Origin of the sequence: Streptomyces sp. NPDC057253 (assembly GCF_042669125.1) — a bacterium.
Lineage (GTDB): Bacteria > Actinomycetota > Actinomycetes > Streptomycetales > Streptomycetaceae > Streptomyces.
Map to the genome: position 1 here is coordinate 1 of NZ_JBHUXV010000114.1, position 14,590 is coordinate 14,590.

The following is a 14,590-nucleotide window of genomic DNA, read 5'->3' on the forward strand; positions in this document are numbered from 1 at the left end:
GGCCCGCACTCTTGGGTGCGGGCCCCAGCCCATTGCCCGCAACTGTTTGCTTCGCTTTCTCCCCGGCTCTTTCTTGCGAATTCTCGTGCGGTTTCGCCGCGCCCCGGAGGAATTCCTCGACACGTGCCGCACGCATCGAGGAAGGTTCCCCACCCATGAACCGCACCCGTCATACCGGAAACACCAACGGGAACAGCAGGAACAGCGCCTCCCGCGCCCGCTCCCGTGGCACCGGCCACCAGCGCCCCCGTACGGCCGCCGCACCCCGCGGCGAGTTCACCCTGCCCACCACGCTCACCGAGGCCCTGCCCGCGGTGGAGGCGTTCGCCGACCTCGACCTGCCCGAGCGGCTCCAGGCCGCGCTGCGTGCCGAGGGCGTGACCGAGCCCTTCCCGATCCAGGCGGCCACCCTGCCGAACTCGCTGGCCGGACGGGACGTCCTGGGCCGCGGCCGCACCGGCTCCGGCAAGACCCTCGCCTTCGGGCTGCCCCTGCTGGCCCGCCTGGACGGCCGGCGCGCCGAGCCCCGCCGGCCCCTCGCCCTGGTCCTCGTCCCGACCCGCGAGCTGGCCCAGCAGGTCACCGACTCCCTCACGCCCTACGCCAAGGCGCTGCGGCTGCGCGCGGCCACCGTGGTCGGCGGCATGTCGATCGGCCGCCAGGCGTCCGCGCTGCGGGCCGGTGCCGAGCTCCTCGTGGCGACGCCGGGACGGCTCAAGGACCTCATCGAGCGCGGCGACTGCGAGCTCGGCCAGGTGGCCATGACCGTCCTGGACGAGGCCGACCAGATGACCGACATGGGCTTCCTGCCGCAGGTCACCCACCTGCTGGACCAGGTGCGGCCCGACGGCCAGACGATGCTGTTCTCGGCCACGCTCGACCGCAACATCGACCTCCTGGTGCGTCGCTACCTGCACGACCCGGTGGTGCACTCGGTCGACCCGTCCGCGGGCGCCGTCACCACCATGGAGCACCACCTGCTGCACGTCCGCGACGACGACAAGCACGCCACCGCCACCGAGATCGCCGCCCGCGACGGCCGCGTGATCATGTTCCTGGACACCAAGCACGCGGCGGAGCGGCTGGCCAAGCACCTGCTGTCGGTGGGCGTGCGGGCCTCGGCGCTGCACGGCGGCAAGTCCCAGCCGCAGCGCACCCGCACCCTCGGCCAGTTCAAGGACGGCCAGGTCAGCGTCCTGGTCGCCACCAATGTCGCGGCCCGCGGGATCCACGTGGACGACGTCGACCTGGTCGTCAACTTCGACCCGCCCGCCGACCACAAGGACTACCTGCACCGCGGCGGCCGTACGGCACGCGCCGGCGAGTCCGGCACCGTCGTCACCCTGGTCCTGCCGCACCAGCGGCGCGCGGTGGACCGTCTGATGTCCGACGCCGGCATCTCCGCCCGCATCACCCGGGTGCGCCCGGGCGAGGCCGAGCTGAACCGCATCACCGGCGCCCGCACCCCCTCCGGCGTCCCGGTCACCCTCCCCGCACCGGCCGCCGCCGAGCCCGCGCAGCGCACCGGGACCGCGGCACGCGGCCGTGGCAGCCGCTCCGCCCGGGGCCGCCGTCGTCCCGCGCGCACCCCCCGCTAGCCGTACGACCCGCTCCCAGAAGGAGACGAACAGGGCCGCACCCTGGGCGTTCTCACCGTCCCCGTTCCGACCGCTCCCCGTGGAGGTGCCATGCGCATCGTCATCGCCCGTTTCCCCTTCGACCTGACCATGAGCGAGGTCGAGAGGTCGATGGAGGGCGTCGAGCCCGAACCCGCCACCGGACCGTGTGTGACCGTGGGCGCCCAGGTGTACCCGGTCAAGCAGGTCGGTCAGGTGATCACCCGGCAGGACCGCAGGGACTTCACCGCCAACGAGGTGAGCCGGGCCCTGACCCGGCTCGGCTTCACCTGCCACGAGGTCCGGCCGCCGCGCCCCGAGGCCTTCAACGACCCGTCGGCGTCCCTGCCGTGGGCCGACACCCCGCTGGGCTGACCTCCCCCCGGCAGGCCCGTGGCCGCGAATCCCGCCCCCCGTGCGGTTCGCGGCCACACATCCCTCCCCCGCGCCCGGACCCTCTCGCCCGCACGTGGTCATGGGGCCGACCCGCCCCTGGCAGCGCGGGCAGCGGACGGCCCGCACCCGCTTGCGGCAGGCCCGGTCGCCGCAGTGGACGTCCTTGTCGCCGGTGTACCGCACGCGAACCCCTCCCTCACCGGGCGCTCTGCAACCGGGCTCGGCGGCCCGTCGCCCGTGTCGGCGCAGCCGCAGCTCGGCAAGCCGGTTCCCGGGATCCCTCCGTTCCGTTCCCCGCCACCGGTGCTCCGTGCAAGACTGCGGCTCCCTGCGGCAGGGGCGTCGGGGGCGGGCGGCATCGCTTGAGTGGGGGACTGTGCGGCGGGACGCTGGGAACATGGACGGCAGGCGCGGCACATCCGGAGGCACCGTGGAGGGATCCGTACCCGAGGACCTGGCGGTCGTGGTCGACGCCGGCGGGACGGTCACCGTGTGGAGCTCCGGGGCGCGGCAGCTGCTCGGCTACGAGGCCGAGGAGGTCGTAGGACGTCCGGCGGCCGACCTGCTCGCGGCCGACCTGCCCGAGTCCGCGCGCCGCAATGTCGCCCAGGGCCGGCGCTGGGCCACCGAGGTGGCGCTGCGGCACCGCGACGGCGACCGTGTCGTCGTACGGCTGAAGGGCACACCGCTCACGGACGGCGACGGCGCGCGGCCGTGGCTGGTCACCCCCGCCGCCCCGGAGCGCGTGTCCCAGCCCTCCGAGCCGACCGCCGAGGCCCTGTGGGACCTCACGCTCGCGCAGCTGCCCGTGCCGGTCGCGGTCTACGACGTCGAGGCGCGGCTGGTGACGGCCAACGAGGTCATGACCCGCGTGATGGGCCGCACCCTCGCCGAGATGCGCGGTCTGACCCTGTGGGAGATCGAGCCGAACCCGCCCTTCGACGAGTACGACCACCTCCAGCGGCAGGTGCTGCGCACGGGTGAGCCGGTCTTCCACGAGAACTTCGGGCAGGCCCCCGGCGAGGTCCGGGGCCACGCCTGGTCGATGTTCCTGTCGCCGCTGAAGGACGAGAGCGGGGCGGTGCGGGGCGTGTCCGCGGCCGTGTTCGACACCACCGAGCAGTACTGGGCCCGCCGCCGCCTCGCTGTCCTCAACGACGCCAGCCTGCGCATCGGCAGCACCCTGGACGTCGTCAGGACCGCCGAGGAGCTGGCCGAGGTGGCCGTCACGGGCTTCGCGGACTTCGTCACCGTGGACCTGCTGGAGTCGGTGGCGCTCGGCGACGAACCGGAACCGGTCCCGCCGGACCGGCCGGTCACCGTACGGCGGACCGCGCAGCGCTCGGTCCTCGACGGCTGCCCGGAGTCGGTGGTGCCGTCCGGCGGCACGACGTTCTACCCGGTGGACACGCCCCCGATGCGGGCCCTGATCGCCGGCCGCGGCACCCTGCCGGCCCCCGGGGACCCGGGGATGCGGGCCTGGGTCGAGTCGTCCCGGGCCCGCGCCGAGACCGTGGCCCGGTACATGATCCACTCGGCGATGATGGTGCCGCTGCGGGCCCGAGGGGTCACCCTCGGCCTGGTGCACTTCCTGCGCCACCGCACGGCGGAGTCGTTCACCGAGGACGACCTGCTGCTCGCGGAGGAGATCGTCGCGCGGGCGGCGGTCAGCGTGGACAACGCCCGCCGCTACACCCACGAACGCCGCACCGCCCTGACCCTCCAGCGCAGCCTCCTGCCCGACCGCCCGCCGGACCTCGCGGCGATGGAGGTGGCCTACCGCTATCTCCCCGCGGGCTCCGGCGCAGACGTGGGCGGCGACTGGTTCGACGTCATCCCGCTCTCCGGCGCCCGGGTCGCCCTGGTGGTCGGTGACGTGGTGGGCCACGGCATCCACGCCTCGGCGACGATGGGCCGCCTGCGGACGGCCGTGCGCACCCTCGCGGACGTGGACCTCGCCCCCGACGAACTCCTCACCCAGCTCGACGACCTGGTGGTCAGGCTCGACCGGGAGGAGGGGCCGGAGACCCGCGGCGGCCCGGCGGCCCGGACACCGACCCCGGGCGAGGTGGGCGCCACCTGCGTCTACGCCGTCTACGACCCGGTCTCCCGCCGCTGCACCATGGCCCGCGCCGGCCATCCGCCCCCGGCCGTGGTCACCCCCGACGGCGAGGTCCGCTTCCTGGACCTGCCGACCGGCCCGCCCCTCGGCCTCGGCGGCCTGCCGTTCGAGTCCGTCGAGGTGGAGCTGGCGGAGGGCAGTCTGCTGGCCCTGTACACCGACGGCCTGGTCGAGGCGGCCGACCGCGACATCGAGGTCGGCCTGAACCTGCTGCGCGGGGCACTGGCCGAGAAGGCGGGCCCCCTGGACGAGACCTGCGACCAGGTCCTGCGGACGGTCCTGCCGGCCCGCCCCGCCGACGACATCGTCCTGATGCTGGCCCGCACCTCCGCCCTGGACACCGCGCAGGTCCGCACCTGGGATCTGCCCCGCGATCCGGCGGCGGTGTCGCGGGCCAGGAAGGCGGCGAGCGAGCAGGTCATGGCATGGGGCCTCGGGGACGCGTCCTTCGCCGCCGAGCTGATCGTCAGCGAACTCGTCACGAACGCGGTCCGCTACGGCGCCGACCCGATCGTCCTACGGCTGATCCACGACTCCACGCTGATCTGCGAGGTGTCCGACGGCAGCAGCACCGCTCCACATCTGCGCCGGGCGCGGGTGTTCGACGAGGGCGGGCGGGGGCTGCTGCTTGTGGCGCAGATGGCGGAGCGGTGGGGGAGCCGGCAGACGGCCACCGGGAAGACGATCTGGGCGGAGCTGGGGGTGCCGGGCTAGGACTCCCGAGTTGTCCGGTTCATCCGGGACAACAAACGGAACGGCAACTTCACCCACCTGTGCGACGATGCGCCCGTGAACGCACCCTCCACCCCCGCCCCCGAGGGCCCCTCCCCCGAGCCGGAGCCCAAGTCCCCTGGTTTCGCGGACGAGTTCAAGGACGCCGTCACCTTCCGGGCCTTCGGCCTGGTGCTCGGCGGCCTGCTCGTCCAACTCGCCTTCATCCTCTCGTACGTCGGCGCCTTCCACTCCCCCACCCCGCACCGCATCCCGGTGGCGGTGGTCGCCCCCCAGCAGGCCGCCGCGAAGATCGTCGCCCAGCTCAACGCGCTGGACGGCGAGCCGGTGAAGGCCACGACGGCCGCGTCCGCGGCCGAGGCCCGCGAGTGGGTCATGACCCGCAGGACCGACGCGGCCTTCCTCTTCGACCCGCAGGGCACCGAGGACACCCTCCTGGTCGCCTCGGCGGGCGGCCCGTCGGTCTCCCAGACGGCCACCCAGATCGCCCAGAAGATCGAGGCGTCCGAGAAGCGCCGGATCACGGTGACGGACATCCGGCCCCCCAACTCCGGGGACGGCCGCGGCATGACGTCCTTCTACCTGGTCCTCGGCTGGGTGATCGGAGGCTACCTGACCGCCACGATCATGGGCATGGCCGCGGGCGCCCGCCCGGCCAACCGCCGGCGCACCCTGATCCGGCTCGGGGCCCTCCTTCTGTACGCGGTGGTCTCGGGCGTGGCCGGAGCGGTGATCGTGGGGCCGGTGTTCGATGCGCTGAGCGGCCACTTCTGGGCGCTGAGCGCGATCGGCGCGCTGGTGGTCATGGCCTCGGCGGCGACGGCGCTCGCCCTCCAGACCCTGCTGGGGCTGCTCGGCACGGGCCTGGTCATCCTGCTGTTCGTGGTCCTGGGCAACCCGAGCTCGGGCGGCGTGTACCCGGCCCCGCTGCTTCCGCCCTTCTGGAGCGCGATCGGCCAGGCACTGCCGCCGGGGGCGGGCACGACGCTGGTCCGCAACACGGCGTACTTCTCGGGCCACGCGACGGCCGGGGCCCTGTGGGTGCTGGGCGCGTACGCGGTCGGGGGAGCGGTGCTCGCGTGGGGGGCGTCGTGGTGGCGGGAGCGGCGGGGGGCGGGCGCGGGTCAGGGGAGCGCGGCGCCCGCGGCATCGGCGGCGACGGCCTGACGCAGGGGCCTGTGCGTGAGGCTCGCTTGGTTGTCCGGTTCCGGTTGTCCGGGAACCACCCCGGGATTGTCCTTGATCGGTAACGGACGCATCCCATGACCGTCCCCACTCGTCCTGCCAGTTGGTCACCCGGAGACACGGTGATCGGCGGAACTGCGGGAGAGTGGGGCGGACATGGCGCGGCACGGCGGGCGGGGCTGGTACGGCAAGGTGCTCGGGGCGGCGCTCGGGGTGACGTTGCTCGCCGCCGGCGCCTCGGTGTGGACCGCGCAGGCCGGTGCCGTGGGCTCGTCCCCGAAGGCGACGGCGTCGGCCAGGCCGGTGGACGCGGTGAAGCCGGTCGACGTGACCATCGTGCACGCCTCGGACAAGGGGCCGCGCGGCGTCAACATCACGATCGACGACGGTCCGGACCCGGTGTGGACGCCGCAAGTCCTGGACGTGCTGCGCCAGTACGGGGTCAAGGCGACGTTCTGCATGGTGGGCACGCAGGCGCAGGCCCACCCGGAGCTGGTGAAGCGGGTGGTCGCGGCCGGGCACCGGCTGTGCGACCACTCGGTGTCCCACGACACGACCATGGACAAGAAGTCCGAGGCGTACCAGTCCCAGCAGATCCTCGACGCCGAACGCATGATCACCGAGGCGTCGGGCGGCGTGCGCCCCCTGTACTACCGGGCTCCGGGCGGCGCCTTCACCCCGTACAGCCGCAAGCTCGCCGCCTCCCGGGGCATGCGCCCGCTGGGCTGGAACGTCGACTCCAAGGACTTCGAACGCCCCGGTACGGCCGCCATCATCACCACGGTCGAACACGAACTCCGGAACGGCCCGACGATCCTCTTCCACGACGCGGGCGGCGACCGCGGGGAAACGGTGGAGGCCCTACGCCAACTCCTCCCCCAACTCCGCACGGAGGGGTATGTGTTCGGCTTCCCGGTCCGGTGAGGAAACGTCGGTCCAGGTTCCCCGAGCCCGGCGGCGACAGCATCCCGCATGCCCATCCCCTGGCAGTCCAGCGCCGAGACGTTCGCACGCATCTTGAGACGGCGGGGAGTGGAGCCCGCCGCCGTGCGGGACGTCGAGGTCGCGTGGGGTGCCTTCTGTGAGTTTCTCCAGGTCGGGATCGACGGGATCGAAGGGCCTGAGGACGACGGTGACGGGTTCATCGTCCAGTGGGGTCGGTGGGACTGGAACGATGGCCGGCCCGCTCTGTCCTTCGGCCGGCAGCTTGCCGTGTCCGCCGGCCATGGGCCCGAGGGGCTCGAGTGGCAGCCGGAGTACTGGCAGGTGGAGCTTCAGCTCGTCTTCGCGGAGGATCCCGCATGGGCGGACCTCGACAGCCTCGGCCGCCAGGACACCGGGTTCCGCTTCGACGGGATCGGCGTGCCCAGGGCCGCCGCGCTCGGGGGGATCCGGAGCTCCCTCCGGTCGTATCCCCAGCTTGCCGCCCTGTGGCAGGCCGAACCCCTCCGCTGTGACCTGACGCTCGAGCGCGCGGGATAGGGGCGCGGCAGGGCGCTGTGCGGGCTCCCGTGCATCCCGTCTTCGCAACGGTCCTGGACAGGCGGCGACGGGCGGGCCGTCGTAGGCGCATACTGAGGACGATGACTAAACCTGCCGCACCGAAGCGTCATTTGCCCACCAGCCCCTTCAAGGCCCCGGTCGCGCCCGCGCCGAAGCACTTCGCCGTGGGCGACCAGGTCACGCACGACATGTACGGTCTCGGCCGGGTGCTCGGCGTCGAGGACGGAATCGCGGTACTCGTGGATTTCGGCTCGTCGCAGATGAGGATTCTCAGCCCGTACCCGAAGATGACCAAGCTGTAAGAGCAGCAAGGAGCTCCTCCCATCGATCTGACCTCGCTGTTCTCCGCCCCTGAGGGGCAGTCCCAGCGCACCCCCGCGGCCCTGCCGCCCCTCACCACCGACCCCTTCCAGGCCCCGGACTTCGGGGACGAAGAGGACGAGACCTTCCCCCGCCCCGAAGCGGCCTAGCCTCCGCCCGACGGGCCGGCCCCGCCTCACCTGCGACACGGTGAGGCCGCACAGTGCTGCCCCGTGAGCTCCTTTCCGTGCGTCACGTGACGTAGGTGTCGCAGACGTGCGCGCGGACCTCCGCCGGCCGTACCTTCGCCGCGCCCGCCTTCGCCCGCCCCGCGAAGGCCTGGACGATCAACACGCGCACTGCCCCCGCGGGATTCCGCATACGGCCCGCGCACCGCCACCCGCATCGGTGTGACTGAGCACACCCTGTGTTCGACCTGTGACTTCGCGGTGATTCCGCACAGCTGGTGCCCAGTGAGGCATGTCAGCGTGATTTCCGGTTAGGCGCACCGGGATTACTCGAATCAGCGGGCAGGTGAGCAGAGATCTCTTTCAGGGCGAAGGCACCGGACTCGGCGGACGTGGCGGAAACGGAGCGGGAGGAAGCGGATGCGGCGGTCGGCGTCGCCAGACCCCCAGCCCCGGTCGCACCCCCTGCGAGCCGGGGTTTTCCGTCCGCGGTCTCCCGCACCGGCCGGGTGAGCGGCCTGGACGGTCTGCGCACCCTCGCCGTCGCGCTGGTCATCGTCCACCACGTGGAGCCCAACGCCCTGCCCGGTGGCGCCGTCGCCGTGGACGTCTTCTTCACCATCAGCGGCTTCGTCATCACCCGCCTCCTGCTGGCCGAGCACGTCCGCCGCGGCGGCATCTCCCTCCTCTCCTTCTACCGGCGCCGCTGGCTGCGGCTCGTGCCCGCGATGCTGGCCGTGTGCGCGGTCTGCGCGGTGCTGGGCACGACCACCTCGCTGTGGGGCTTCGAGGGTTCCCTGGAGGCCGCGGGCCTGTCGGCGGCCTTCCTCACCAATGTCGTACGGGCCATGGAGTCCGGCCCCTACTCCGACCTCACCGCGCCGCTCGCGCACACCTGGTCGCTGGCCGTGGAGGAGCAGTTCTACTTCCTGTGGCCGCTCGCCCTGCTCTTCCTCCTGCGCCGGTTCCGGGCCCGGACCGTCCTGCTGGGCACCGCGGCCCTGTGCGTGCTGCCGCTGCTGTGGCGCTGCGTCCTGTGGAACCCCGACGCCGCCCACCGCATCTACAACGGCACCGACACCCGCGCCGACCAGCTGCTGGCCGGCGCCCTGGTCGCCGTGGCCCTGGCACGGCTGCGGGCCGACGACCCCCGGCTGGCCCTCCTGCGCACCTGGGCCGGACGGCTGGCCTGGCCGGCGGTCGGGCTGCTGGGCCTGGTCGCCTGGCAGGTGCCGGTGACCGAGGACCTCGGCGGCTGGACGGCCGCCTACTACACGATCGGGTTCCTGGCGGTGGCCGCGCTGTCCGCCACGCTGGTCGCGGCGCTCGAACTGCGGCCCGAGGCCGGGCTGTCCCGGCTGCTGGCCCTGACCCCCCTGGCCTGGGTGGGCCGCAACCTCAGCTACGGCGTCTATCTCTGGCACTACCCGGTCGTACGGCTCCTCGCCTCCGTCGGCGTCCAGGAAGGCCGACTGGCGGCGACGGTGGTGCTGACGCTGCTGATGGCGCTTCTCTCCTACTACGTCATCGAGAAACCGTTCCTGAGGAGGGCGCACCGGGCGAGGGCACCGCGCCCGGTACCGGTGCCGGCCGCGGCGACGACCTAGGGCCCAGGCGCGGGGTTTCACCCGCCCGGGGTGAGGCGACCGTGACGGGCCTGTCGAAGGCTGGCGTGCACAGGTCCGTGACGGCTGCCCGCCGTGGCGTGACGGCGTCCGTACCGAACAGGGGGACCCAGGTGAACCGGTACCCGCCCATCGCGGAACACGGCATGGTCGGCGATCTCCAGACCGCCGCCCTGGTGTCGTCCGACGGAACCGTCGACTGGTGGTGCACACCCCGCTTCGACTCGCCCAGCGTCTTCGCCTCCCTCCTCGACAGTGAGAGGGGCGGCCACTGCCGCCTGGCCGCCGAGTACCCCGACGACGACGAGATGACCGTCCGGCAGCTGTATCTGTCCGACACGGCCGTCCTGGTGACCCGGTTCATGGCGCCCGGCGGAGTCGGCGAGGTGGCCGACTTCATGGTGCCGAACGACTCCGCGGCCCCGACGGACGTCCACCGACTGCTGCGGGTCGCCCGGGTCGTACGGGGCAGCCTGCCCTTCGCGCTGAGCTGTCAGCCACGCTTCGACTACGGTCGCGCCCCGCACACACTCGAGCGGACCGGTGAGCACTCCGCGGTCTTCCACGGTCCGGGGACCGATCTGCACCTCCAGTCCACGCCCGGGGTCGTCTTCCACGAGGACGGCAACGACATCAGCGCCCGCTTCACCCTCTCCGCCGGTCAGGCGGCGGCCGTCGTGCTCACCAGCACGCCCGGCGGGGACCCGGCGCCCCAGCACCCGTCCCTGGAAGGGGTCGCCGACGCCCTGGAGACCTGCCGTACCTTCTGGCTGTCGTGGTTGCGCAAGTGCACCTACCGGGGCCGCTGGCAGGACATCGTGAACCGGTCGGCGATCACGCTCAAGCTGCTCACGTACGCCCCCACCGGAGCGCCCATCGCCGCCGCCACCATGGGTCTGCCCGAGCAGATCGGCGGGGAGCGCAACTGGGACTACCGCTACACCTGGGTCCGGGACGCGTCGCTGTCCGTGCGGGCACTGATCGACCTGGGCTTCGAGGAGGAGGCGCACGCCTTCCGCCGCTGGCTGCGCGAGCGCATCGAGACCGGGAGGCCGCCCTCGGCGGACCCGCTCCAGATCATGTACCGGATCGACGGCGACCCCCACCTGACCGAGGAGACCCTCGACCACCTGGAGGGCTACCGGGGTTCCCGCCCGGTGCGGGCCGGGAACGCGGCGGCCGACCAGCTGCAACTCGACATCTACGGCGAGGCGTCCGACGCGCTGATCGTCGGCGGGGACATCGGTGCGATCCGGGGCTGGCACGCCCTGACCGATGTGCTGGACTGGCTGGCCGACCACTGGGACCAGCCCGACGAGGGGATCTGGGAGACCCGGGGCGGGCGGCAGGACTTCACCTACAGCCGGCTGATGACCTGGGTGGCCTTCGACCGGGGGGTCCGCGCGGCCACCACGTTCTCCCGGCCCGCCGACGTCACCCGCTGGACCGGCGCGCGGGACGCGGTCTTCCGCCAGATCGTCGAACGCGGCTGGCACGACAAGCGGCAGGCGTTCGTGCAGCACTACGACACCGACGTGCTGGACGCCTCGCTGCTGCTGATGCCGCGCGTGGGCTTCGTCTCGCCCCGCGATCCCGACTGGCTGAGCACGCTCGACGCCATGGGCGAGGACCTGGTCAGCGACAGCCTCGTCTACCGCTACGACCCCACGGCCTCCCCCGACGGTCTGCGCGGCTCCGAGGGCACCTTCAACCTGTGCAGCTTCTTCTACGTCGAGGCCCTCGCGCGCGGCGGCCGGCTGGACCAGGCCCGCTATGCCTTCGACAAGATGCTCACCTACGCCAACCACGTCGGCCTGTTCGCCGAGGAGATCGGGCCCTCGGGCGAGCAACTCGGCAACTTCCCGCAGGCGTTCACCCATCTCGCCCTGGTCACGGCGGCCATGGCACTCGACGAGGAGTTGGAGAAGGCACGGGCCGCACCGGGCCACGACCACGACGAGCGTCCGGCGACGCACGGTCTGACGGTGCCGGGCGAGCCCACGGGCGGGGGCGGCACGCGTGGCTGAGACGGCCGGGAAGACGCGTGCCGGGCGCCTCAGCCCCGTACGCTGCCCATCTCCGCCATGAAACCCGCCGGGTTGCTGTCGAAGCCCCGGATCAGTTCTCTGAAGTGCCAGCCGCCCGAGGCGTCCCTGGTGAACTCCGCGATCGTGGCGGCGGTGGCGTCGGCGACGCCCGTGAAGTCGTCGGCCAGCAGCTGGCGGTAGCCCTCCACGACGAGCACCCCGCGGTGGGTCAGGTCGCCGAAGGTGCGGGGGCCGCCGTCCTGGTGGATGGCGACCCCGACGACGACCCGTCCGTAGGCGGACACCATCCGCTCGAACTCCAGCTGGAGCACCTCGACATAGCCGAGGCCGAGGCCGGTCTCGCTGTGCCGGGTCATGTTGATGGTGCCGTCCGGGGCGCGGTTCTCGTGGTAGACGACGTACTCGGGGCGGCCGTAGGGGTCGTCCGCCCGGTAGGTCGCGGCGATGATGTCGAGGTGCCGGGCGGGCTCCCCGTAGGGACTGGGGTCCCACTTCAGCCGTACCTCGACCTTGCCCAGACCCGCGCCGTCGGCATGCATCAAGCCGCTCCCCGTCAGAGTGCCCCGGGACCCTCCCGCTTGCTGAAGTATGTGCTCTGATCAGCTCGTTGATACCTCACTGGCGGTCATCTCCTGGTCAGATCTCCCCCAGGAGCCGTCACCCGGCGGCCGCCCCCGACCGGTGCCAGAGGCCGGTCGTCTCCTCGGCCGCGCCCGGTGCCACGAGGAGCAACGGCTGGTTGTGCGAAGGGAGTTCGGGCACCGCCACCGCTCCCGCCTCCAGGGCGATCAGCAGCGGCGGGAGGCCGTCGACCGCGTGGAAGCCGCCGATCGCGGCCGCCGTCGCCCGGCCGGCCGCGACCTGGGCCAGGGAGAGCGCGGTGGAGCCCATGACCCGGACCGTGCAGTGCCGCGCGGCGAGTTCGGCGAGGAGGGTGTCCATGCCGGGCCAGTGCGCGTGCGCCGCCCACTCGGTGAGGAAGACATGGCCGGTGAGGGTGGTGTGGGCGGCCGCGTGCGTGCGGGTGCCGTTGAGGTAGGCCCCCCTGCCCCGGACCGCGGTGAAGGTCTCGCCCCGCCACGGGTCCGCGACCACGCCGAGCAGCGGGGTGCCGTCGGCGGCGGCCAGGCCCAGCGAGAAGGAGCACCAGCCGAGGCCGTGGGCGTAGTTGGTGGTGCCGTCGACCGGGTCGACCACCCAGTGCGGGGCGCCCGCGGAGCCCTGGGTGGTGCCGTACTCCTCGCCGACGATCCCGTGCTCGGGGAAGGCCCGCGCGAGCACCTCGCGGACGTGGGTCTCCACGGCCTCGTCGGTGGCGGTCACGATGTCCGCGGGGCCGTCCTTCTCCCGCACCTCGGCACCGGGGTCACGGGGACGCCGGATCGTCCGGGACGCCCAGTCCGCGAGGTCCGTCGCGACCTTGAGTGCCCGGTCGAGATCCACGTCCGCCAGGTCCTGATCCACGTCAGCCATGCCGGCCACACTAGGGGCACGGGGTCCGGTGGCCGACGACCTCGCGGTGAACCCCGGATGGCGCCTGGCCCGCTCCCGAGCACCTCACACCGTCTCCTCGCCGCTCACCGCGGGCTGCAGGGGCAGTGCCGTGCTCACTTCGAAGCCGCCCTCCGGGCGCGGCCCCGCCCGCAGTTCGCCCCCCACGGACTGGGCGCGCTCGCGCATCCCCATCACGCCGAACCCCTTCGGGGGCTCGGCGCCGGAGTCGGTGCGCGATCCCTCGTCCGTGACCGTGATGAGCAGACGGGTGCCGGCGTAGGCGAACCGGACGTGCGCGCTGTGGGTGGCCGCGTGCTTGGTGACGTTGGTGAGCGCCTCCTGCACGATGCGGAAGGCGGTGAGGTCCACGCCCGGGGACAGCGGCTGCGGCTCCCCGTCGGTGGTGACGGTGACCGTGATCCCCGCGGAGGCGCACGAGGAGACCAGTTCGGGCAGCCGGGCGAGTCCGGGGGCAGGTTCCAGCGGGGCGGAGCCGTCGTCGCCGGTCTGCCGCAACAGGCCCAGCGTGGCCTTGAGTTCGCGCAGGGCGGAGGAGGTCGTGCCGGTGAGGTCGTGCAGGATCCGCTTGGTCTGCGGGGGGTTGGTCAGCGCGAGGTGTTCGGCGGTGCCGGCCTGGGCGTTGGCGAGGGCCAGATGGTGGGCGACCACGTCGTGCAACTCCCGGGCGATCCGCATGCGTTCCTCGGTGACCCGCAGGCGTGCCTCCTCCTCGCGGGTGCGCTCGGCGTGCTCGGCGCGGGCCTGGGTGGCCGCCAGATAGGCGCGCCGCAGCCGGGTCATGGTGCCGGCGGCGAGCGGGAGGAGCAGCCAGAAGACCGGGCCGATGGTCCGCAGGAGCAGCGACATGTGGTCCATGGAGTCGGAGACGGCCGCGGCGACCGTGAGCACGCCCATGGTCGTGAAGCCGTAGACGCGGATGGTGGGGCGCTCGGTGAGGGCGGCCAGCCAGTACAGCGACGCCATGACGGGCCCCAGCAGCAGCGGGGTGAGGAGGTACCCCTGCCAGATGACGATCGCGGCGCAGACGGCGTTGACCACGACGGTGGTGCGCGGGTGGGTGCGGTGCTTGAGCAGGGCGAGGCAGGACACGCCCATGAGGGCCACGGCCAGCGTGTCGTCGTCCGGGGGCGGGGGCTCGGCACCGGGCAGCGTCAGCGAGGCGCCGAGCGTCGCGGAGCCCATCAGCGCCAGGACCAGTGCCAGGTCGACGAGGAAGGGGTGGCGGTCCGACAGGTCCTCCAGGCGGTCCGCGTAGCGCCGCTCCATGCTCGTGGTCATCGTGTACTCCGGTGCGTGGGGCTCAGGGACCCATGGTGAGCGAAGGGGGCCGCCCGTGCCGTACGACACGGGCGGCCCCGGT

12 protein-coding genes are annotated in these 14,590 nt (G+C 72.9%); 9 read left to right on the top strand and 3 right to left on the bottom strand.

The features are described from left to right. The first annotated feature begins 155 nt into the window (after nt 1-155). The 9 genes from ACFULQ_RS39095 (at nt 156) to ACFULQ_RS39135 (ending at nt 11,694) form a co-directional block, all read left to right on the top strand. Entirely contained in the window at nt 156-1,598 is a 1,443-nt protein-coding gene (locus tag ACFULQ_RS39095) for a DEAD/DEAH box helicase (protein WP_383553657.1), read from the top strand. A gap of 90 nt (nt 1,599-1,688) precedes the next feature. Continuing rightward, nucleotides 1,689-1,991, top strand: coding sequence for an SCO5918 family protein (locus ACFULQ_RS39100; RefSeq protein WP_383553660.1), 303 nt, complete (start codon nt 1,689-1,691; stop codon nt 1,989-1,991). Between the two features lie 418 nt (nt 1,992-2,409). After that, the gene (locus ACFULQ_RS39105; protein WP_383553663.1) at nt 2,410-4,848 is read left to right on the top strand and encodes a SpoIIE family protein phosphatase; all 2,439 of its coding nucleotides are present in this window, start codon (nt 2,410-2,412) and stop codon (nt 4,846-4,848) included. Between the two features lie 75 nt (nt 4,849-4,923). Beyond that, entirely contained in the window at nt 4,924-6,033 is a 1,110-nt protein-coding gene (locus ACFULQ_RS39110) for a DUF3533 domain-containing protein (protein ID WP_383553666.1), read from the top strand. A gap of 174 nt (nt 6,034-6,207) precedes the next feature. Beyond that, nucleotides 6,208-6,975, top strand: coding sequence for a polysaccharide deacetylase family protein (locus ACFULQ_RS39115; RefSeq protein WP_383553669.1), 768 nt, complete (start codon nt 6,208-6,210; stop codon nt 6,973-6,975). A 123-nt stretch (nt 6,976-7,098) separates the two neighbouring features. Further along, entirely contained in the window at nt 7,099-7,533 is a 435-nt protein-coding gene (locus ACFULQ_RS39120; protein ID WP_383553672.1) for a hypothetical protein, read from the top strand. A gap of 101 nt (nt 7,534-7,634) precedes the next feature. Beyond that, complete coding sequence (locus tag ACFULQ_RS39125; protein WP_383553675.1) at nt 7,635-7,856, top strand: hypothetical protein; 222 nt, start codon at nt 7,635-7,637, stop codon at nt 7,854-7,856. 578 nt (nt 7,857-8,434) lie between these two features. After that, nucleotides 8,435-9,649 carry an acyltransferase family protein gene (locus tag ACFULQ_RS39130; protein ID WP_383553678.1) on the top strand — a complete coding sequence of 405 codons (1,215 nt, stop codon included), beginning with the start codon at nt 8,435-8,437 and terminating at the stop codon, nt 9,647-9,649. A 131-nt stretch (nt 9,650-9,780) separates the two neighbouring features. Next, complete coding sequence (locus tag ACFULQ_RS39135) at nt 9,781-11,694, top strand: glycoside hydrolase family 15 protein (RefSeq protein ID WP_383553681.1); 1,914 nt, start codon at nt 9,781-9,783, stop codon at nt 11,692-11,694. A gap of 29 nt (nt 11,695-11,723) precedes the next feature. On the opposite strand, the gene ACFULQ_RS39140 is transcribed toward ACFULQ_RS39135, so the two are convergent. From ACFULQ_RS39140 to ACFULQ_RS39150, 3 genes are all read right to left on the bottom strand, one after another. Beyond that, a complete protein-coding gene (locus tag ACFULQ_RS39140; RefSeq protein WP_383553684.1) occupies nt 11,724-12,254 on the bottom strand; it encodes a TerD family protein in 531 nt (176 codons plus the stop codon). A 118-nt stretch (nt 12,255-12,372) separates the two neighbouring features. After that, nucleotides 12,373-13,188 carry an inositol monophosphatase family protein gene (locus ACFULQ_RS39145; protein ID WP_383553687.1) on the bottom strand — a complete coding sequence of 272 codons (816 nt, stop codon included), beginning with the start codon at nt 13,186-13,188 and terminating at the stop codon, nt 12,373-12,375. Between the two features lie 84 nt (nt 13,189-13,272). After that, nucleotides 13,273-14,508, bottom strand: a complete 1,236-nt coding sequence (locus tag ACFULQ_RS39150) for a sensor histidine kinase (protein ID WP_383553690.1) — start codon at nt 14,506-14,508, stop codon at nt 13,273-13,275. Between the last annotated feature and the right edge of the window lie 82 nt (nt 14,509-14,590).